At 61.8% G+C, this 19,982-nt stretch carries 18 protein-coding genes; 13 read left to right on the top strand and 5 right to left on the bottom strand.

Translation table 11 applies throughout. The features are described from left to right. Positions 1-66 precede the first annotated feature (66 nt). Positions 67-294 carry a hypothetical protein gene (locus A4A58_RS12375; RefSeq protein ID WP_068732393.1) on the top strand — a complete coding sequence of 76 codons (228 nt, stop codon included), beginning with the start codon at positions 67-69 and terminating at the stop codon, positions 292-294. A 51-nt stretch (positions 295-345) separates the two neighbouring features. Here the strand turns inward: A4A58_RS12375 and A4A58_RS12370 are convergent, their stop codons facing one another. Next, on the bottom strand, positions 346-1,083 hold the full coding sequence (locus A4A58_RS12370) for a glucose 1-dehydrogenase (RefSeq protein ID WP_068732556.1): 738 nt from the start codon (positions 1,081-1,083) through the stop codon (positions 346-348). Between the two features lie 120 nt (positions 1,084-1,203). Between A4A58_RS12370 and A4A58_RS12365 the strand changes: the two genes are divergently transcribed. From A4A58_RS12365 to A4A58_RS12345, 5 genes are all read left to right on the top strand, one after another. After that, positions 1,204-2,118 carry a LysR family transcriptional regulator gene (locus tag A4A58_RS12365; RefSeq protein ID WP_068732391.1) on the top strand — a complete coding sequence of 305 codons (915 nt, stop codon included), beginning with the start codon at positions 1,204-1,206 and terminating at the stop codon, positions 2,116-2,118. Between the two features lie 211 nt (positions 2,119-2,329). Continuing rightward, positions 2,330-3,661 (top strand): LLM class flavin-dependent oxidoreductase, encoded by a 1,332-nt coding sequence (locus tag A4A58_RS12360; RefSeq protein WP_068732389.1) that lies wholly within the window; start codon positions 2,330-2,332, stop codon positions 3,659-3,661. Between the two features lie 71 nt (positions 3,662-3,732). Then, complete coding sequence (locus A4A58_RS12355) at positions 3,733-4,257, top strand: GNAT family N-acetyltransferase (RefSeq protein ID WP_068732387.1); 525 nt, start codon at positions 3,733-3,735, stop codon at positions 4,255-4,257. Positions 4,258-4,443: 186 nt separating this feature from the next. Further along, positions 4,444-4,611, top strand: a complete 168-nt coding sequence (rpmG, locus tag A4A58_RS12350) for a 50S ribosomal protein L33 (protein ID WP_068732385.1) — start codon at positions 4,444-4,446, stop codon at positions 4,609-4,611. 357 nt (positions 4,612-4,968) lie between these two features. Beyond that, positions 4,969-5,646 carry a hypothetical protein gene (locus A4A58_RS12345; protein WP_204378177.1) on the top strand — a complete coding sequence of 226 codons (678 nt, stop codon included), beginning with the start codon at positions 4,969-4,971 and terminating at the stop codon, positions 5,644-5,646. 7 nt (positions 5,647-5,653) lie between these two features. Here the strand turns inward: A4A58_RS12345 and A4A58_RS12340 are convergent, their stop codons facing one another. Further along, on the bottom strand, positions 5,654-7,027 hold the full coding sequence (locus tag A4A58_RS12340; protein ID WP_068732381.1) for a PleD family two-component system response regulator: 1,374 nt from the start codon (positions 7,025-7,027) through the stop codon (positions 5,654-5,656). Positions 7,028-7,037: 10 nt separating this feature from the next. Further along, entirely contained in the window at positions 7,038-7,403 is a 366-nt protein-coding gene (locus tag A4A58_RS12335) for a response regulator (RefSeq protein WP_068732379.1), read from the bottom strand. 222 nt (positions 7,404-7,625) lie between these two features. Between A4A58_RS12335 and A4A58_RS12330 the strand changes: the two genes are divergently transcribed. The 5 genes from A4A58_RS12330 to A4A58_RS12305 all read left to right on the top strand — a co-directional run bounded on the left by A4A58_RS12330 (position 7,626) and on the right by A4A58_RS12305 (position 14,703). Continuing rightward, complete coding sequence (locus A4A58_RS12330; RefSeq protein WP_068732377.1) at positions 7,626-7,919, top strand: DUF3572 domain-containing protein; 294 nt, start codon at positions 7,626-7,628, stop codon at positions 7,917-7,919. Then, positions 7,916-9,211, top strand: a complete 1,296-nt coding sequence (locus A4A58_RS12325; protein WP_086937043.1) for a DNA polymerase IV — start codon at positions 7,916-7,918, stop codon at positions 9,209-9,211. Before A4A58_RS12330 ends, A4A58_RS12325 begins: the two co-directional genes overlap by 4 nt. A 520-nt stretch (positions 9,212-9,731) precedes the next feature. Next, positions 9,732-10,139, top strand: a complete 408-nt coding sequence (locus tag A4A58_RS12315) for a FixH family protein (protein WP_068732371.1) — start codon at positions 9,732-9,734, stop codon at positions 10,137-10,139. Continuing rightward, positions 10,136-11,551, top strand: coding sequence for an efflux RND transporter periplasmic adaptor subunit (locus A4A58_RS12310; RefSeq protein WP_068732369.1), 1,416 nt, complete (start codon positions 10,136-10,138; stop codon positions 11,549-11,551). The genes A4A58_RS12315 and A4A58_RS12310 overlap by 4 nt, the downstream gene beginning before the upstream one ends. Then, positions 11,548-14,703 carry an efflux RND transporter permease subunit gene (locus tag A4A58_RS12305; RefSeq protein ID WP_068732367.1) on the top strand — a complete coding sequence of 1,052 codons (3,156 nt, stop codon included), beginning with the start codon at positions 11,548-11,550 and terminating at the stop codon, positions 14,701-14,703. The genes A4A58_RS12310 and A4A58_RS12305 overlap by 4 nt, the downstream gene beginning before the upstream one ends. A gap of 133 nt (positions 14,704-14,836) precedes the next feature. Here A4A58_RS12305 and A4A58_RS12300 read toward each other — a convergent pair whose 3' ends face one another. Next, on the bottom strand, positions 14,837-15,883 hold the full coding sequence (locus tag A4A58_RS12300) for a peptidase M29 (RefSeq protein ID WP_068732365.1): 1,047 nt from the start codon (positions 15,881-15,883) through the stop codon (positions 14,837-14,839). 140 nt (positions 15,884-16,023) lie between these two features. On the opposite strand from A4A58_RS12300, the gene A4A58_RS12295 reads away from it, so the two are divergent. After that, positions 16,024-17,028: a flavin reductase gene (locus A4A58_RS12295; protein WP_068732363.1), complete on the top strand. Its 1,005-nt coding sequence runs from the start codon at positions 16,024-16,026 to the stop codon at positions 17,026-17,028. A gap of 145 nt (positions 17,029-17,173) precedes the next feature. Here the strand turns inward: A4A58_RS12295 and A4A58_RS12290 are convergent, their stop codons facing one another. Further along, positions 17,174-18,160 carry an ABC transporter substrate-binding protein gene (locus A4A58_RS12290; RefSeq protein WP_068732554.1) on the bottom strand — a complete coding sequence of 329 codons (987 nt, stop codon included), beginning with the start codon at positions 18,158-18,160 and terminating at the stop codon, positions 17,174-17,176. A 174-nt stretch (positions 18,161-18,334) separates the two neighbouring features. Between A4A58_RS12290 and A4A58_RS12285 the strand changes: the two genes are divergently transcribed. After that, complete coding sequence (locus A4A58_RS12285; RefSeq protein ID WP_068732361.1) at positions 18,335-19,714, top strand: malonyl-CoA decarboxylase; 1,380 nt, start codon at positions 18,335-18,337, stop codon at positions 19,712-19,714. Positions 19,715-19,982: the final 268 nt, after the last annotated feature.

Genomic DNA, 19,982 nt, shown 5'->3' with positions numbered 1-19,982 from the left:
CTTAGCGGGATAGTTGGTGCAACGCAGTAATAGCTACCACTTTCTCGCTCACAGGAATTCCCAGTTATGGGACAGATGAACTGGACGTCGGAGGCCGAGCCTTCGACATTTACGCGCGCGTCATTGGAATATCGTCGCAAGGCGTCGGCACTCAGCCAGCGCGCCAGCGTGGAAGCTGACCCGCGCAAAGTTCGCGCATTGCTACAACTCGCCATCTCGTGGATTCAGGTTGCTGAAAACGAAGAGCTGATGGCGAGCGAGTATCGTGCCAGCGCACACATGCACAGTTTCTGACACGAGAAGACGCCGCATCCGCGGCGCCTTCCTGCTCTGCCAAGCCCATCATCAGATCTGAGCGAGGCCACCGTCGACGAACAATTCTGCACCGGCGACGAAGCTGGAGTCGTCTGATGCCAGGAACAGCACCGCCTTGGCGATTTCGTCGGCGCTGCCGAGGCGTGCCAGCGGCACGAGACCCGCGAGGTACTTCTGCGTCTCGCCATCGGCATAGGCATCCAGACCGGGCGTCGCGATCGGTCCGGGGCTCACGACATTGACCCGGATCTTGCGATCCTTCAGATCCGCCGTCAGCGAGCGCGCAAAGGAGCGCACAGCCGCCTTGGTCGCGCTGTAGACCGTCGAGGCCTGGAAGCCCTTGATGCCGACCACCGAGCCCGTCAGGACCACCGACGCACCATCACTCAATAGCGGCAGCGCTTCCTGCACCGTGAACAGCAGGCCCTTCACATTGATATCGAACATCCGGTCGTAGTCGTCCTCGCGAATGCCGCCAAACGGCGTCGCCTCGAAGATGCCGGCATTGGCGAACAGCACGTCGATCTTGCCCTTGGCCGCCTTCACCGTGCCGAACAGATGCGCGAGATCGGCGAGCTTGGCAGCGTCCGCCTGCACGCCGACGGCCTTCGGTCCGAGCTGCTTCACGGCGGAGTCGAGTTCGGCCTGGCGGCGACCGGTGATGAAGACACTAGCGCCCTCGTCGACGAAACGCTGGGCGGCGGCCAGGCCAATGCCGGCGCTGCCACCGGTGACGACTGCGATCTTACCTTCGAGTTTGCGGGTCATGATGCTCTCCATGTGATGTGGGGGGGCGGCGCCATCGCCGTCCGACCCGGAGAACATGTTCTATCCACAATAGAGTGGGTATGGGCTTGATCGGATATTATTTATCCGTATTTTGAATGAATGACCGATACCGTTGCGCTCTTCCAAGCCTTCATCCGGGTCGTCGAAGCCGGCTCGTTCAGCCGCGTCGCCGAGGAGCAGAATTCCAGCCAGCCGACAGTCAGCCGGCAGATCGCGACGCTGGAAGATCATCTCGGCACCCGCCTGTTCACCCGCACCACCCGCAAGCTGACGCTGACGGACGACGGCCGCGGCTTCTATGAGCGCGCCAAACTGGCGCTGGAAGCCGTTGCCGAGGCTGAGGGCGCCGTGGGACGCCGCCGGGCCAGACCATCAGGCACGTTGCAACTGGCCCTCCCGGTGGTGTTCGGACGGCTGCGGGTGATCCCGTATCTCAAGGGTTTTCTGGCGCGCTACCCCGACGTCAGTGTCGACCTTGTGATGAGTGACGGCTTCAGCGACCTCGTGGAGGACGGCATCGATCTCGCGATCCGCTCCGGCGTCGTGACCGACCCGAACCTGATCGCCAGGAAGATCGGCGTGACACGCCGCATCCTGGTGGCGTCGCCGTCCTATCTGCGCGGCAAGACGCTGCCTACGCATCCGAACGATCTCATCGGGCATGATTGCATCCCCTATACGCGCTTCACCGGCGGCGTGACCTGGCGCTTCGAAAGTCCGGACGGCCCGATCGCTATCGAAGCCACGGGACCGGTGCGCACCCAGAGTTCGGAAGGCATTCGCGAAGCCGTGATGTCCGGCCTCGGTATCGGGTTTGTGCCGATCTGGCATTTCAGGGATGAGATCGAGACCGGTCGTCTCATAGTGTTGCTCGAAGCCTTCGAACCGAAACCGGTGCCGATCAGCGCGGTCTATCCCTCGCGCCGCTTCGTGCCGCAGAAGACCCGCGCCATGATCGACTACCTGGAAACGCAATTCGCGATGGACCCAACGCTGAATCCGAAGCGGGTGTGAGCTCCGTCCTCATGGTGAGGAGGCGCTACTTCAGCGCCGTCTCAAACCATGAGCGCCGGCCTCCATCCTTCGAGACGCGGCGAAGACGCCGCTCCTCAGGATGAGGTTCTGCAGATAATCCACAAATCGCAATAATCTTCTCGTGAGCAGCATCTACCTGCGCGCGTCGGCGTCCCTATCTGTTCCCGACCAGCATCACGGGGAATTCCAGATGGCGAAGCGTCAGTTGAAGCTCGGGGCCTTCATGCGCCCGATCAGCATCCATACCGGCGCATGGCGCTATCCCGGCGCTCAGCCTGACGCCAACTTCAACTTTCCCTTCCTCAAACAGATGATCCGCAAGCTCGAGGCCGGCAAGTTCGACGCCTTCTTCATGGCCGATCATCTCGCAGTGCTGAACATGCCGGTCGAGGCGCTGAAGCGCAGCCACACGGTGACATCGTTCGAGCCGTTCACGCTGCTGTCCGCGCTCGCCGCCGTCACCGAAAACATCGGCCTCGTCGCCACCGGCTCCACCACCTTTGACGCGCCCTATCACGTCGCCCGCCGCTTCGCCTCGCTGGATCACATCTCGGGCGGACGCGCCGGCTGGAATATCGTCACCACATCGAATCCCGATGCCGCGCTCAACTTCGGTCTCGACGATCACATGGAGCATGCCGAGCGCTACAAGCGCGCGCGTGAATTCTATGACGTGGTCACCGGCCTGTGGGATTCCTTCGCTGATGACGCCTTCGTTCGCGACGTCGAGAGCGGCATCTTCATGGACCCTGAGAAGATGCATGTGCTCGATCATAAGGGCCCACATCTCTCGGTACGCGGCCCACTGAACATTGCCAGGCCCGTGCAGGGCTGGCCGGTGATCGTGCAGGCCGGCGCATCCGAAGACGGTAAGCAGCTTGCCGCCGAAACCGCAGAAGCGGTGTTCACCGGCGGCGGGGCGATCAGCGATGCGCAGAAGCTCTATGCGGACATCAAGGGCCGCATGGAGAAGCTCGGCCGCAACCGCGATCATCTCAAGATCCTGCCCGGCGCCTTCGTGGTGGTCGGCGACAGCGTCGAGGAAGCCAAAGAGAAACGCGCTTTGCTCGACAGCAAGGTGCATTACGCCAATGCCATCGCCTCGCTTTCGATCAATCTCGGCACCGATGCTTCCGGCTTCGATCCCGATGGTCCCCTGCCCGAGATCCCGGAGACCAATGCCAGCAAGAGCGGCCGCGAGCGCGTGATCGCCCTCGCGAAACGCGAGAACCTGACCGTGCGCCAGCTTGCCCAACGGCTCGGCGGCTATGGCGGCTCGGCTTTCGTCGGCACGCCCCAGACCATCGCCGACCAGATGCAGGAGTGGCTGGAAACCGAAGCCTCGGACGGCTTCAACATCATGTTCCCCTACCTGCCGGAGGGGCTGAACGAGTTCGTCGGCAGGGTCATCCCGGAACTGCAGCGGCGGGGTATTTTCCGCACCGAGTATGAAGGCAAGACGCTCAGAGAGAATCTGGGGCTCCCACGGCCCGAAAACCGGTTCTTTCCCTCTGCAACTTGACTCCGCTGCGAGGGATCGCATCAGCTACTGCTCCCGCCTGTTGTACTGCGATCCCTATCTCGGAAAATTCCATGAGTGCGCATGCCATCCATCTCCTCACGCCGCACGAGGCATGGACCAGGCGCGATGGCCTGATCGACCTTCTCGTCGACTCGGTCGAAGGCGGCGCTTCGGTCAATTTTGTCTGGCCTATGATGCGCGCGAAAGCCGAGGCGTGGTGGGACGGCACACTCGCCAGCCACGCGCGCGGCGAGCGGTTGATCTTTACGGCAGAGGCCGGGGATCGCATCGACGGGACCGTGCAATTGATCCCGGCGCCACAGGAGAATCAGGCCTTCCGCGCGGACATTGCCAAGATGCTGGTGCACCGCCGTGCGCGATGTCAGGGACTGGGCGCCGCGCTGCTGTTGGCGGCGGAACATGAAGCGCAGCGGATCGGCCATACGCTGCTGACACTGGATACCGCCACAGGCGGCGCCGGTGAACGGCTCTACGCCAGGCTCGGCTGGACCAAATTCGGCGAAGTTCCCGGCTACGCCACCAACCCGGACAATAGCACCCGGGATGGGGCCAGCTTTTTCTACAAGACGCTCTGATGTCGATTGACCGGAGATTCAGGCCAGCCGTAGCCTGAAAACCGGCTCTTTCCGGGATACCAGCCTGAATTGGAGTGGTTTTTCCACCCAGAAAACCTTGACTTTGGGGCGTTCGGGGCTAGGTTGCGCCCCAACACGGCCAGTTCTCTGGCTGTCACCCGATTCCCGACATTCAGAGGTTCTGCCATGGCCAAAGCGGTCACCATCAAGGTCAAGCTCGTTTCCACCGCGGACACCGGCTTCTACTACACCGCCAAGAAGAATTCGCGCACCATGACCGACAAGATGGTCAAGAAGAAGTACGACCCGGTCGCGCGCAAGCACGTTGAATTCAAGGAAGCCAAGATCAAGTAAGCGCTGAACACAGCTGCTGACGGATTTTGAACGGGGCCCTTTCGGGTCCCGTTTTCTTTTAACCTCTCCTCGCTCTTTTGCGGGGGGAGTTTAAGTAAGAAGCCCAGCTCAATCGTTTCAATTTTAGCGATCCGCGCAGCGCCACGTTTACCCTGCCACAACTATGGCGGGCATGAAGCCTGCGATTGAAACGGTATTCACGTCATTTCGTGCGACAAGTCGGTATCATTCGACGCAATTGATTTGCATCGGGAGCAACCCTTGTCTTTCCGCGATTCAGACACGACGGCTGGCCAATTCACGTCTGCGGTGTCTCTGGCAGGCGTCTTCGTCCGCTACGCATTCTATTTTTTCGGAATGATTGTGTTCGGGCTCATCGCCTTCGGGGTGATCTGGCTCTGGGGCAATCGCGTCCAGGTGGTCCAGGACAAGCCAGCTTTCAGGATCACTGACGGCAGCTTCACACGGTTACCCGTCAGCTCCGACATCATCACCAGCGGACTGCTTGGCCGTGTTGAGGTCATGCAATACGGGGCACTGGATCATCGCGGGATCGATCTCACCGTGGCGATCGCATTCCCGCCCCCGGGCGGCCTCCAGACGCGACCGACTTTCGAACCGCGCGAAACAAAGCTTTTGCGCAACATGCGCTTCCAGACGCTCTCCACGCACTTCGATCTGGAAACCCGCTACGGCCCTGTCCATGCCGTCGAAACGCGCGTCGAGACCGATGGCCGCTGGAAACAGTGCCTCGCCTTCAGCTCGCGCTTCGATACCAGGGCCGTGTTCCTCTCCGGCTGGACCTGCGACGCCACCGGCACCAAGCCCGGCGCGGATGCCCTCGCCTGCGCGCTCGACAAACTCGTGATCGATAAGGAATTGCCGACGAAAGAAGCCGACGCCTATCTGCGCGCACGCATGACGCGGCCCGCTTACTGCGCGGCCCGGCAGGTCACACAGACCTTCGATACGGGATCACGCCCAATCTCGCCGCCGTCGCGATGGTCGCAACCGTCGGCGCGAACGCGTCTTTGATCGTGGCTTAAGCGGCCGCCGCAACCACGCGGTTGCGGCCGTCGTGCTTGGCGCGATACAGCGCCACGTCGGCGCGCTTGAGCACGGCGGCGACGGGCTCGCCCTTCTTCTCCAGCGTCGACAACCCGATCGAGATCGTGACCTCGATGCGCTTGTTGCCCTTGTCGATGGAGAACGGTTCGCCGGCGATCGAACGACGCAGACGCTCGGCCACCATGCTGGCGACGTGCATATCTGTCTCGGGCATGACGATGACGAATTCCTCGCCGCCGTAGCGACAGGCCAGATCGATGCCACGGATCGACTTGCGAATGCGCACGGCGAATTCGCGCAGCACGTCGTCACCGCAATCATGGCCATGATTGTCATTGATCGACTTGAAGAAGTCGATGTCGAGCATCATCAGCGCGAGCGGCTTGCCGCGGGTGGCCGCCTGCTCTGCCAGCGTTTCCAGATGGCTTTCCATGTAGCGGCGGTTGTGCAGTCCGGTCAGACCGTCGGTGATCGCGGCTTCGATGGAGTGCTGAACGTTGTCGCGCAGATGATCGGTGTAACGGCGACGGCGCACCTGCGTGCGGGCGCGGGCCAGCAGCTCATTCTTGTCCACCGGGCGCATCAGGTAGTCGTTGACGCCGATCTCAAGACCGCGCAGCAGCCGCGGATTGTTGTCGGCATCGGCAATCGCGAGAATCGGAATCTGCCGCGTGCGCTCCAGCGAACGCGCCTGGCTGCACAGCCGCAATCCGTCGTAATTCTCCAGGCTCAGCGAGACAATGAGCAGATCGTAATTGCCCTCGGCGGCATGAAACAGCGCCTCGGTTGGATTGGGTTCGACATCGACGGTGTGTTCGGCCGACAGGACGGGCGCCAGCCGCTCATACGATGACGGACGATCGTCGACCAGCAGGATGCGGCCGCCCACCCCCAGATCAGACACGGCGCTGCGCTCAGGTGCCTGCACGCCGATTTCCAGCGAGGTGATGGCGCGCATGCGCAGCTCATCGGTCATCATCTTCAGACGTGTCAGCGAGCGTACGCGCGCCACCAGCACGGCATCGGCAACAGGTTTGGTGAGGAAGTCATCGGCGCCGGCTTCCAGACCGCGCACGCGATCCGACGGCGAATCCAGCGCGGTGACCATGACCACCGGAATGAAATGCGTCTTCGGATTGGCTTTCAGGCGACGACAGACCTCGAAGCCGTCCATGTCGGGCATCATCACGTCGAGCAGGATCAGGTCGCATTCGGAACGCGCGCAGATTTCCAGCGCCTGTGCGCCGTTGGACGCGGTGATGACGTCGAAGTATTCCGCCGAGAGACGGGCTTCCAGAAGCTTCACGTTGGCGGGGATGTCATCGACGACAAGAATACGCGCTGACATAGGGAACTCCCTAACCGATGAACCGACGCACGGTTTCGATAAATTTTCCGACCGAAATGGGCTTTGACAAATAGGCTTCGCAGCCGCCTTCGCGGATACGTTCTTCGTCGCCCTTCATGGCGAAGGCTGTGACGGCGACGACGGGGATCATGCTGATCGCAGGATCCTTCTTGATCCATCCGGTTACTTCGAGACCGGAGACCTGCGGTAGCTGAATATCCATGAGGATGAGATCGGGGCGGAGCGAGCGGACAAGATCGAGCGCTTCATAGCCATTGCTCGTGCCGACAGTCTGATAGCCATGGGCTTCCAGCAGGTCACGGAAGAGCTTCATGTTGAGCTCGTTGTCCTCCACGATCAGGACGGTTTTTGCCATCCCGCCCTCCAATCCAGAACCCGAGCGTTCTTGTTTCGCGGAGCATGATTGCCCTGCGTCACCGGCCAATGTGATGTTCGAAGCGAACTTCCAAATTCACTTCGGCCACCGCGCCGAAGTGCCCATGTACCGTGCGCATCCCACCAACTGGAATCGCCCCGGTGACTCGGGCATGATGATTTAAAATAGAGACGATAAGTTACGGAAAGGCAAACACGCGTGATGAAAAAGCCCCAGCGCCACCCCAGCGAAGTCGCTGAAATCGTTGCGATTCAGGCGCTTTCCTTCGTTGCCGGCGACCCCGAGCGGCTGGGCCTGTTCCTGTCCGAGAGCGGAATCGGTCCGGAGACTCTCCGCTCGGCTGCAAAGGATCCACAGTTCCTCGTCAGCGTGCTCGATTTCGTGCTGCGCGACGACGAGACCGTGAAAGCGTTTTCGGCGTCGTCGCAACTGGATCCCACCACCATCGCCGCCGCGCGGCAGGCGCTCGATCCGCGCGGGCAGGAATTTACGTGAGCCCCTCTCCGGCAGAGCTGAGCGGACCGCGCTGCTTCTGCCGGGATTGCCTTGTCGATCTGGATGCACGCGTCAAGCGCTGCACGTCATGCGGGTCGCCGCGCCTCGTGCGACACCACGCGCTGCCGTCCCTGACGCTGGCGCATATCGACTGCGATGCGTTCTACGCGACCGTCGAGAAGCGCGACAATCCCGACATCGTCGATCGGCCCGTCATCATCGGCGGCGGCAAGCGTGGCGTGGTGTCCGCCGCCTGCTACATCGCGCGCACCTATGGCGTGCGCTCGGCGATGCCGATGTTCAAGGCGCTCGATCTCTGCCCCGACGCCGTCGTGGTGCGGCCTGACATGGCGAAATATGTCCGCGTCGGCCGCGAGGTCCGCCACGCCATGCAGGCGCTGACGCCGCTGGTCGAGCCGCTATCGATCGACGAAGCCTTTCTCGATCTCTCAGGCACGCAGCGCGTCCACGGCATGATCCCGGCCAAGGTGCTGGCGAAATTCGCCGCCGATATCGAGCGAACTGTCGGCATCACTGTCTCGGTCGGTCTGTCGGTGAACAAGTTTCTCGCCAAGATTGCCAGCGATCTCGACAAGCCCCGCGGCTTCGCCACGCTCGATCAGGAAGACGCTGTGGCCATGCTGGCCGACAGGCCCGTCAGCTTCATCTTCGGCGTCGGCCCCGCGACCGCGGAGAAACTCTCGCAGCGCGGCTTTCGCAAGATCAGCGATCTGCAGCGCGCCGACGAGACCGACCTGATGAAACAGTTCGGCGGCGAAGGCCGCAGGCTGTGGCGCCTGGCACGCGGCATCGACGATCGCCTCGTCGTCGCCGATCGCGGCGCCAAAACGATTTCGAACGAGACGACGTTCAATGAGGACATCCGCGACTACGCCACGCTGGAAAAGATCCTGTGGCGATTGTCGGAGAAGGTTTCATCGCGTCTCAAGAGCAGCGAATTGTCCGGCACAACGGTGACGCTGAAACTCAAGACCGCAGATTTCCGCCAGCGCACCCGCTCGCAGTCGATCCAGTCGCCGACGCAGATGGCCGCGCGCATCTTCGATATCAGTCGCGAGATGCTGGCGAAGGAAATCGACGGCACGGCCTTTCGCCTGATCGGCACCGGCGTCAGCGCGCTCAAGCCCGGCAACGAGGCCGGCGACGACAACATGCTCGACCGCCGCTCGTCGCATGCCGAACGGGCGATCGACGACCTCAGGAAGAAGTTCGGCAGCGCCGCCGTGATCCGCGGCATTGCCTATGACGGGCCGGAGAAGCCAAGGACGTAGTTCCCATAGGGATTGCGAATTTGTGATTGTGTCCGGGCTTCCCACGCTGTGGTGGCCGTGAGATGGTCGAATATGGATCTTCGTCGGCTGCTGAAACTCTTTCTGGCGATCTTCGTGACCATCGGCCTCTCGGTGGCGCCAGTGGTGACTCCGGCGGCTGCCAACGGGCCGTCGGCCACGATGACCGACATGTCGGCGATGTCTGGAGACATGCCCTGCTGCCCATCCGAACAGAAGAGTAAGGATTGCCAGGACTGTCCACTTCTCGCGATTTGCGTGTTGAAGACCGCCCAGGCGGGCCCCTCCGTAACACCACCCATGACGGTTCGCCACGCCGTCCGAACGTACCACTCGGTGCTGAATGACGCGCTTACCGATGGCGTCAACCGTCCCCCTCCAGACCACCCTCCTCGCACTTCGATCTGAGCGGCGCTGAGCGCCGTCGCTGCCGCGTGCCTCCTGGCGCGCGGATGACGCATGCCGTTCGCGGCACATCAGATTCAATCGAGGATACCAAACCATGAAGACGTCTAACTCCCCGCGCGCCTTCCGGGCTGCGTTGATCGCTGTCGCTTTGGGCAGCGCAAGCACGGCTGCACTGGCTGACATCAAGGACTACACGTTCGAGCTCGTCGATCAGTCCGTTCAGGCCGGCCCCGACAAGATCATCACCGTCCGCTTGATGAACACCAAGACCGGCAAGCCCGTGCCGGATGCCGTTATTTTTGCAACCCGTCTCGACATGGCTCCTGACGGTATGCAGGAGATGGCCACCAAGGTCACGCCAGTATCGGGGGCCGAGCCCGGCACCTACAAGTTCAAGGCCACCTTCGGAATGGCCGGTCGCTGGCAGCTTTCTCTCGGCGCCAAGGTGCAGGGAGAAACCGGCTCCGTCGAGAACAAGCTCGTCATCACGGCGCAGAAATGAACCGCGTCGTTCTAGCTGGCACGGCCGCCGCGTTCATCGCGGCGGCCGGAGGCGGATTCATCATCGCGCAGCGACCAACCGCGCGCGCCTTCGCCTTAGTCACCCCCGCCGACGCACAGCAAGCCGGCGCGCCAATCTACTATCAAGATCCGGACGGAAAGCCGGCTTACTCGCTGACGCCGAAGAAAACGGCGTCAGGTCGTGACTACCGCGCCGTGCCCGCCGGAGCCGACGTCAGCTTCGAAGACCTCACAGAGACCATGCCGATGTCAGAGCCAACGTCGGCTGGCACCGACACGAGCCGCAAGATCAAGTATTACCGCAATCCGATGGGGCTGCCGGACACGTCGCCGACGCCGAAGAAGGACTCCATGGGGATGGATTACATCCCGGTCTTCGACGGCGACGATTCCGACGATGGATCAGTCAAGCTCTCTCCGGGCAAGATACAGCGCACGGGCGTGAAGTCCGAGCCAGCCACCAAGCGCGTGATCCGGACGACGATCCGCGCACCCGGCACGATCCAGCTCGACGAGCGGCGCATCTCCGTGATCTCGATGCGCGCGGAAAGCTGGGTGCAGAAGGTTGCCGATGTCACCACCGGCACGAAGGTCCGCAGCGGGCAGCCCTTGATGGACATCTACAGCCCCGCAATCTCGTCCGCCGCAGCGGAATACGTCGCCACTATCACGTCGAAGACGACGGGCGGCGATGGACTGTATGGGCGAGGGTCCCGTCAACGGATCATGAATCTCGAGGTTCCGGAAACGGTGATTGCCGAAATCGAAAAGAGCCGCATCGTCCCGATCTCCATTGCATGGGCCGCACCGCGGGATGGCATCGTTCTTGAGCGCAACGCCATCGAAGGGATGCGGGCGCAACCCGGCGACATCCTCTTTCGTATCGCCGACACGTCGCTCGTCTGGGCGATGGTCGATGTCGCGGAGCGCGATCTTGGAGCGATCGCCGTCGGACAGCCGGTGAACGTCCGGACGCGTAGCCTTTCCGGCAGGCCGTTTGCAGGCAAGATCAACGTGATCTACCCGCAGGTCAATCGCGAGACCCGGACGACACGCGTCCGTATCGAACTCACAAACGCCGATCTCGCTCTGCTACCGGACATGTATATCGACGCTTCGATCGAGACCGGGAGTCCGGATCCGGTCGTGTCCGTCCCGGAGAGCGCTGTGATCGACACCGGCACCCGGCAATCGGTGTTCATTGACAAAGGACAGGGCCGCCTCGAACCGCGCGGCGTCGAACTCGGCCGTCGCGGCGGCGGCTATGTCGAAATCCGCGAGGGAGTCGCGGACGGCGAACCTGTCGTCATTTCGGCCAATTTCCTGATCGATGCAGAAAGCAATCTGAAGGCCGCGCTGAAGGGCTTTTCCGACGCGAGGAGCCCACAATGATCGCCCGCATCATCGCATGGTCGGCGCGCAATCTGCTGCTGGTGTTGTTCGGCACAGGGTTCGCCGCAGCCGCTGGCATCTACGCGCTGGCGCATCTGCCGCTCGACGCCATCCCGGATCTCTCCGACACGCAGGTTATCGTCTATACCGAGTACCCCGGCCAGGCGCCGCAGGTGATCGAGGATCAGGTCACCTATCCGTTGACGACGGCAATGCTCACGGTGCCGAAGTCGAAAGTGGTGCGCGGGTTCTCGTTCTTCGGCGTGTCGTTCGTCTATGTCATCTTCGAAGACGGGACCGACATCTACTGGGCCCGGTCGCGCGTTCTCGAATTCCTGAACGGAGCCACGTCCCGCCTGCCCGCCGGCGTTACGCCGACGATGGGGCCCGACGCCACCGGCGTCGGCTGGGTCTACCAATACGCGATCATGTCCAGGGAACTGAACCTTGCCGACACACGGGCGATCCAGGACTGGAATCTGAAGTTTGCGCTCGCCAAAGCCGAAGGCGTCGCCGAAGTCGCCAGCGTCGGTGGCTTCGTCAAGCAATATAACGTCGTTCTCGATCCACTTCGGATGCGCGACCTCGGCATCACCATGCAGAAGATGCGGGACGCTATCCGCGCCAGCAACGCCGATGTCGGCGGTCGCACGGTGGAGCTGTCCGAATTCGAATATGTCATCCGCGGCAAGGGCTATCTGAAGTCGATCAACGACCTCGGCAATGTCGTGCTCAAGACGAACAACGGCACGCCGGTCCTGCTGCGCGACGTCGCGCGCGTCGAACTGGGCCCCGACGAGCGGCGCGGCATTACCGAACTGAACGGCGAAGGCGAAGTCGCCAGCGGCATCGTGTTACAACGCTTCGGCGTCAATGCGCTCGACGTGATCGAGAACGTCAAGAAGCGCTTCAAGGAGATCGCCAGCAGTCTGCCGAAGTCCGTCGAGATCGTTCCGGTTTACGACCGCTCGAATCTGATCAACGCCGCCATCGCCACGCTCAAGCACACATTGCTGGAGGAAAGCGTTGTCGTCGCGCTCGTCTGCATCGTCTTCCTGCTGCACGTCCGTAGTGCCCTGGTTGCGATCCTGATGCTGCCGGTCGGCGTGCTGATGGCGTTCGGCGCCATGAAGCTGCTCGGTCTTGGCTCCAACATCATGAGTCTCGGCGGCATCGCGATCGCCATCGGCGCCATGGTCGATGCCGCTATCGTCATGATCGAGAACGCCCACAAACATCTCGAACGCGCGGATCCCGGCAAATCACGTGTCGAAGTCCTGATCGAGGCAGCCTCCGAGGTAGGCCCGGCACTGTTCTTCAGCCTGTTGATCATCACCGTGTCGTTCATGCCGATCTTCACGCTGGAATCCCAGGAAGGGCGTCTGTTCAGCCCTCTGGCGTTCACCAAGACGTTTGCGATGGCAGCCGCCGCCATCCTGTCGGTGACGCTGGTCCCGGCCCTGATGATCATCTTCGTTCGCGGCCGGATCGTTCCGGAACACAAGAATCCGATCAACCGCTTTCTGATCTGGGTCTACCGGCCTGTCATCACCGTTGTGATGCGCGCGAAGACGCTGGTCGTCCTGCTCGCAGTCGCCGTTCTCGCGGCGAGCGTCTGGCCGGCCCGTCAGCTCGGGACCGAGTTCATGCCCAGCCTCAACGAGGGCACGCTCATGTATATGCCGACGACGCTGCCGGGCATCTCTGTCACCAAGGCCGGAGAACTCCTGCAGACACAGGACAGGATCATTCGGTCGTTTCCGGAGGTGGCTTCGGTCTACGGCAAGGCGGGGCGCGCTGCCACGGCTACTGATCCGGCGCCCTCCGAAATGTTCGAGACAATCATTAACCTCAAGCCGAAGGAAGAGTGGCGATCCGGTCTCACGGTCGATGGACTGATTGCCGAGATGGACAAGGCGCTGCAGTTTCCGGGCGTGTCGAATGCCTGGACGATGCCGATCAAGGCCCGCATCGACATGCTGTCGACAGGCATCCGCACGCCCATCGGCGTAAAGGTGATCGGCACCGACCTCGTCGAGATCGACCGGCTTGCCAAGCAGATCGAGCAGGTTCTGAAAACCGTTCCAGGGACGTCGTCCGCCTATGCCGAGCGCGGCATCGGCGGCTACTACCTCGATGTGACACCGGATCGAGAGGCATTGGCGCGCTACGGCATCATGATCCAAGACGTCCAGGACGTGATCGGAACCGCTCTCGGCGGCCAGACGGTAACGACGACCGTGGAAGGCCGGCAACGCTTCACCGTCAACATGCGGTACCCCCGCGACCTCAGAGACAGCCCGCAGGCCATCGCCAGCGACGTGCTGGTGCCGATGCCCGGAGGTGGCGCAGTCCCGCTCGGCGAAGTGGCCAGGATTGCGCTGGCGAGAGGACCGACATCGATCCGGACCGAGAACGGACAGTTGGCCACCTACATCTATGTCGACATCCGTGACCGCGACCTCGGCGGCTACGTGGCCGACGCGCAGCGCGCCGTCCAGGCGAGCATTCAATTTCCGCCCGGCTACTACGTGACGTGGAGCGGCCAGTACGAATATCTCGAACGTGCGACGGCGCGCCTGAAGATCGTCGTGCCGGTGACGCTGTTGATCATCTTCCTGCTGCTGTACCTGAACTTCCGGTCGATCACCGAAACGATGATCGTCATGCTGTCGCTGCCGTTCGCGCTGGTCGGCGGCCTTTGGCTGATGTGGTGGCTCGGTTTCAATCTGTCGGTTGCAGTCGTCGTCGGTTTCATTGCGCTGGCCGGCGTTGCCGCCGAGACCGGCGTGGTGATGCTGATCTATTTGAATCAGGCATTGACCGCGATCCAGGCGCGACGGGACATTGAAGGACGGCCTCTGACACGCAACGACCTGTACGACGCCATCATGGAGGGAGCGGTCGAACGCGTCCGTCCCAAGATGATGACGGTGGTCGCCATCATGGCGGGCCTGCTGCCGATCATGTGGAGTACCGGCACGGGCTCGGAGATCATGCAGCGGATCGCGGTGCCGATGATCGGCGGCATGATCTCGTCGACGCTGCTGACGTTGATTGTGATCCCGGCGATCTATGCAATTGTTAAGGGCTATCGGCTGCCTCAGGCCGGCTTGATCTCGGCAAAAGGGATAGCTCCCTTGGCCAGATAGCCGGAGCCTGTTGCGTTTCACGCATGCCGACTAGGGCATCATCGCGCGCTGGACAACTGACGCGCTCCTCCAGCCTAAACGCAATTGCGTTTAGGCGACCATGAGGGCGGAGCTTAGAGCGACGTATTCAGACTCAGCCGAACACGTCCTGCAACTCGCCGTCCTTGATCACAGCCACACCATCCAGTGTGATTGTGGTCTTGAAGATCGGCAGATCGAAATGCCCCGCGGTGTAGCGGCCGGCGAATTCGTTGGCGCCGGTGGAGAACAGGAAATTGCCGGCCACGGCGCGGATCTCCGTGCCGTTGGTGTCGCGTTGATCATACATCTGCAGCGCCTCGTAACGCGCATTGGGGTTCATGCCCCAGCCGACATGCGACACGGCGTAAGCTTCACGATCGCCCCAGGCGGCGAGATAGCGCTTCATCATCTCGGCATCGGCGCCCTCGCCCGTGAGTTCGGTGAGATAGTCGTCCTTGAACAGCATCTTCACCGGCGAGGTCAGATAGCGCTTGAAGGTCAGGTTGATATCGCCTGCATCCATCACCACCGTGCCGTTGATGGTCTTGCTCTTCGGAAAGCTCACCACGATGCCGCCCGGCCAATGTGCCAGCGTGCCCGGCTTGTCTGTCCAGCCCCAGACGCCGACGGTGGCCGCGCCTTCCATGTTGACGTCGAGATCAGTGCCCGCCTTCGACGTCACCTTCATGTGCTTCGTGCCGCGCAGCATCTTCGCCGCCGCGCGCACGCGCTTCTCGAGTGCCGAGTCAGGCACCATGCGCTCGAGCGCTTCCGGATGCTCGTTGGAGATCACGAGAATGCGCGCGCCGGCCTTCAGGATCTCCGGCGTTTCCTTGGCATGCATCAGGCCTTCGATGGTGCAGTCCACCACGAAGCCGGCCTGCTGCAGCGCTGATACAACCGGCCCGAGCTGCTGGATCGCTTCTGACGCGCCGGTGGAGCGGATCGGCACGACCTGCTTGTTACGCGGCGTCGGCACCACGACATGGAACGGCCGCGCGCCCATGCGGAGCAATGCCAATTCGGCAATGTGCACATTCAGCGCGCGCGATTGCGTCTCGGAGAGGATGGCGGCAGTGTCACCGGGCTTGACCGCGCAGCGTTCGAAGATCTCGCAGAATGCGTCGATCCATTTCGCCTCGATGCGATCCGCCAGCATGCCGTTTCTCCGTGTTTTAAAGCGATTATGGTTGGATGATAGGCGCGGTCATGTTATATGAAAAGGAATATTTTTAATCTTGAAGGACAATCCGGCGCTGTATTTTGGGCAGTCGCGGGTGTCGCGGAGCGGCGAATTCCATGGCGTTTGACAAGACGGCGCAGGACAAGGTCGCGGATGACAAGCTCGTGGACAAGGCGCAGGCGGTCAACCCCGCGACGTTTCGTCAGGCGCTGGGCCAGTTTCCGACCGGCGTCACCGTGGTCACCGCAACGACAGGCGATCATCCTGTCGGCATGACCGCGAACTCCTTCTCGTCGGTCTCGCTCGATCCGCCGCTGGTGCTGTGGAGCGTCGCGAAATCTTCGCCCAGCCACGATCCCTTCGTCGAGGCTGATGCCTTCGCCATTCACTTTCTCGGCGCCGATCATGGCGAGCTCGCGATGCGTTTCGGCCGTCGCGGCTCCGACAAGTTTGCTGATATCGCCCATGCGCCGGGCATCAGCGGCGCACCGCTGATCGAGGGCCTCGCACCGATCTTCGAATGCAAGACCTGGGCGCGCTATCCCGGCGGCGACCACACGATCCTGGTCGGTGAAGTCGTGCACTTCGTCGAGCGCAATCACGACCCCCTCGTCTTCCACTCCGGACAACTCCGCCGCATCGACAAGGCACAGCCACGTGCGCCGGCCCTGGCCAGCAACAGTTTTGCGCGCAGCTACCTGTCCTATCTGCTGGCGCGTGCCAGCTTCAACGTCTCCAGCTCGTTTCACGCGCGGTTGAAAGAATGGGACCTCACGGTGCCGGAATGGCGCGTATTGGCCTGCCTCGCCGATGTCGAGGGCCTGTCGGTCGGCGAACTCGCCGCGATGGCTTTGATGAAGCAGCCGGGCCTGACGAAAGTGCTCGACCGCATGGAGCGCGACGATCTGCTCAAGCGCAAGAGCACCTCGAACGATCGGCGCCGCGTCACGCTCTACCTGACCGCAAAAGGCCGCGCGCGCGTCAAGCCGGTGCAGAAGGCAGCCCTCGAACATGAGGCAGAGTTGCTGAAGCGCTTCAGCGACGACGAACGCGCAACCATCAAATATGCGCTGGATCTCCTGATCGACAGCGGCATGTCGGACGATACAACTTCACAATAACGATCGCGATCAAGCGCTGCTCTCTCCACGTCATGGCCGGGCTTGTCCCGGCCATCCACGCCTTCCTTGTGGCCAAGACGTGGATGCCCGGCACAAGGCCGGGCATGACGGAGAGAGTGTCATTGTTTGTAAGTGAGCGACGCCGTTACTTGATCGGCGCGACGACCTTGCCCTTCAGCTCGGAAACGTCGAGCTTCTTCGGCAACATTCCGGATTCGACATAGGTGTCGAGCATCTTCTGGATCGCGTCGAAGTTCGGCGCGGCGCCCGGATCGCGCGCAAAATCGTTGTCCTTGAGCAGATATGTTTCGAGCACCGGGATCGGCGCTTTCATCACTTCGTTGACGACCTTCAGCGTTTCGTCGCGATTGGCGAGCGCCTTCTGCATGCCCAGCGTCAGATCGCGTACATACATCCTGGCCAGTTCCGGATTCTTCTCGATGAAGTCCGCACGGCAGGCTTCGAGGATGTGCACGATGCCATCCTGCTGCTGCGACAGCGAGAACAGCTTGCGGGTGCCGCCCTTGGCTTCCATGCGCGCGGCAAATGGCTGGTTCATCACGGCGGAATCGACACGGCCCGAACGCAGCGCTTCTTCCGAGAGCGCGAAGCCGACTTCAACCAGCTTGACGTCCTTGGCCGGATCGAGGCCAGCCTGCTTCAAGAGGATCGCCATCGGGCCATAGATACCGGAGCCCAGCGTGTTGATCGACATCGTCTTCCCCTTGAGGTCGGCGATGGTCTTGATCGGCGAGTCGTCCTTTACCGCCCAATAAACCGAAAAGCTGCCCGGCTTTTCGAACACGTGCTGCGCAACGATCGAAGCCTTGAGGTTGCCGCTCTGCACGCCTTGCGCCAGTGCCAGCACCGATTGCGTCGCGCAATCCAGCGCGCCGGCCGCGAGTGCCTGCGTCATCGGCGCGGTGCCCTGAAACTGCACCCACTCGATATTGTATTTCTTGCCGAGATCCGCGAATTCCTGCGGACGCTTCATCATCCAGTATTTGGATTCCTCGGCCGGGATGGTCCAGCCAACCTTGATGGTTTGTTGGGCAAATGCCGAGCCACTGCTCAGCAACGCTCCGAGTGCCAGAGCCGCCACAACGCCACGCTTCGATGCGATCCGCTTCATCCTGAATTCCTCTGTTTTCAGCGATCCGGCCGCAGTCAGAAACGAATGCAATTCTCTTGCCGAAGCGCTCCCCACGCACAATTGTTTCATGCTTCAAATGATCGCGCAATATGCCTCGCTATGGGCTATATTGAAGCAGACTGGTTGGACTGCCAGCCCGGGAATTGATTCACCATGAGCAATGACTCCTTCTTCTCCGATCTCCTCGCATCCATCTCGGAACGCGGACGCACTCTGTTGCGGCTCGGTCCCGCATCTGTCGATCCCAAACAGAACGCATCGGATTTGATCGAACTCTGTACGGAGCTATTGTCCGGACGCGGCGAAGCGTCCGGCACGGTCCTCGCGCGCGGCGTGCTCGATCGCTACAAGAGTCTCGACGAGGCCGGTCGCCTCACCTTCTTTGAGAACCTCGCACAGAATTACGGTCCCGATCGTGACAAGCTTGAAAAGGCCATCGAGGCATGGCGTGCCAAGCCGACCGGCGACGTCTCGGGCGAATTGCATTTCGCATCCGAGCCGCAGCGGCAGGAACTGTTTCGCCGGCTGAACCGCGCGCCGAATGCGACCAGCGAACTCGTGAAGATGCGTGAAGATCTTCTCGATCTGAAGAATGGTAACAAAGACCTCAACGCCGTCGATCGCGACGTCGTTCATCTCTTGGCATCCTGGTTCAACAGGGGATTTCTGGTGCTGCGCAAGATCGACTGGTCCACGCCCGCCAACGTGCTCGAAAAAGTCATCAAATATGAAGCGGTGCATGAGATCCACGACTGGGATGATCTGCGCCGCCGCATCGATCCCGTGGATCGCCGCTGCTATGCATTCTTCCACCCTGCCCTTGTCGATGAACCGCTGATTTTCGTCGAGGTCGCGCTCACCGAAACCATTCCGGGCGCCATCGCGCCGCTGCTCGCCGTCGATCGCCAGCCGGTGCCGATCGAGCGCGCACGCACCGCCGTGTTCTATTCGATCTCCAACTGCCAGCGCGGCCTCGGCGGCATTTCCTTCGGCAACTTCCTGATCAAGCAGGTGGTCGAGGAACTGCGCCGCGAATTGCCGAAGCTCGATACGTTCGTGACGCTGTCGCCGGTGCCGGGTTTCATGAAGTGGCTCAAGAAGGCCGATGACCTCAACCTGTCCAATGAGGATCAGGCGCTGGTCGACATGCTCGCCGATCCGCTATGGGTCAACGACACGGCGCTGACGGCGCAGCTCAAGCCCGTGATGGAGCAGCTTGCCGCGCACTACTTCCTGAAGGCCAAGAGCCCGCGCGGCGGCCCGATCGATTCCGTCGCCCGTTTCCATCTCGGCAACGGCGCACGGCTCGAGCGCATCGACTGGCTCGGCGACACTTCAGCCAAAGGCCTGCGCGAGTCCGCCAGCCTGATGGTGAACTATCTGTACCGCCTCGACGATATCGAGAAGAACCACGAAGCCTATGCCGATCATTACGAGATCGCGGCATCGAGCGCGGTGAAGAAGCTGCTGAAGAGTGAAAGCGGCGGTGGCCTGCGTTTGCTGGACAGCATGCGGCTGTCGAGAGCGGAGTGAGCGGCGCTCCAACGCCAGTAGCTGTCGTCCCCGCCTAGTGCGCCTTCGGCGCACGCGGGGCGGGGACCCATAGCCTCCGAGTTAGAAATCGGAACGCCATGGATGCGACAGAGCTATTATTTTATCGATCGTGGTTATGGATCCGCTGAGTTCTCAAACGAAGTGCAACACCAGACTAGGGTGTTGCGATGGACCGAACCTACGCCCAGCTGTCGCTGGATGACCGCTACAGGATTGCCCAGCTTTACGCCGAAGGGCGCTCGATCCG

This window comes from Tardiphaga robiniae (assembly GCF_001618955.1).
Taxonomy (GTDB): domain Bacteria; phylum Pseudomonadota; class Alphaproteobacteria; order Rhizobiales; family Xanthobacteraceae; genus Tardiphaga; species Tardiphaga robiniae_A.
This window is presented reverse-complemented; position numbering and strand designations above follow the sequence as displayed.

Coding starts and splice junctions, on each gene's coding strand:
- A4A58_RS12330 (WP_068732377.1), top strand. CDS start 7,626: ATGAAAAAGCCCCAGCGCCACCCCAGCGAAGTCGCTGAAATCGTTGCG.
- A4A58_RS12285 (WP_068732361.1), top strand. CDS start 18,335: ATGAGCAATGACTCCTTCTTCTCCGATCTCCTCGCATCCATCTCGGAA.
- A4A58_RS12375 (WP_068732393.1), top strand. CDS start 67: ATGGGACAGATGAACTGGACGTCGGAGGCCGAGCCTTCGACATTTACG.
- A4A58_RS12355 (WP_068732387.1), top strand. CDS start 3,733: ATGAGTGCGCATGCCATCCATCTCCTCACGCCGCACGAGGCATGGACC.
- A4A58_RS12345 (WP_204378177.1), top strand. CDS start 4,969: ATGATTGTGTTCGGGCTCATCGCCTTCGGGGTGATCTGGCTCTGGGGC.
- A4A58_RS12300 (WP_068732365.1), bottom strand. CDS start 15,883: ATGCTGGCGGATCGCATCGAGGCGAAATGGATCGACGCATTCTGCGAG.
- A4A58_RS12340 (WP_068732381.1), bottom strand. CDS start 7,027: ATGTCAGCGCGTATTCTTGTCGTCGATGACATCCCCGCCAACGTGAAG.
- A4A58_RS12295 (WP_068732363.1), top strand. CDS start 16,024: ATGGCGTTTGACAAGACGGCGCAGGACAAGGTCGCGGATGACAAGCTC.
- A4A58_RS12305 (WP_068732367.1), top strand. CDS start 11,548: ATGATCGCCCGCATCATCGCATGGTCGGCGCGCAATCTGCTGCTGGTG.
- rpmG (WP_068732385.1), top strand. CDS start 4,444: ATGGCCAAAGCGGTCACCATCAAGGTCAAGCTCGTTTCCACCGCGGAC.
- A4A58_RS12335 (WP_068732379.1), bottom strand. CDS start 7,403: ATGGCAAAAACCGTCCTGATCGTGGAGGACAACGAGCTCAACATGAAG.
- A4A58_RS12290 (WP_068732554.1), bottom strand. CDS start 18,160: ATGAAGCGGATCGCATCGAAGCGTGGCGTTGTGGCGGCTCTGGCACTC.
- A4A58_RS12310 (WP_068732369.1), top strand. CDS start 10,136: ATGAACCGCGTCGTTCTAGCTGGCACGGCCGCCGCGTTCATCGCGGCG.
- A4A58_RS12315 (WP_068732371.1), top strand. CDS start 9,732: ATGAAGACGTCTAACTCCCCGCGCGCCTTCCGGGCTGCGTTGATCGCT.
- A4A58_RS12370 (WP_068732556.1), bottom strand. CDS start 1,083: ATGACCCGCAAACTCGAAGGTAAGATCGCAGTCGTCACCGGTGGCAGC.
- A4A58_RS12360 (WP_068732389.1), top strand. CDS start 2,330: ATGGCGAAGCGTCAGTTGAAGCTCGGGGCCTTCATGCGCCCGATCAGC.
- A4A58_RS12365 (WP_068732391.1), top strand. CDS start 1,204: ATGACCGATACCGTTGCGCTCTTCCAAGCCTTCATCCGGGTCGTCGAA.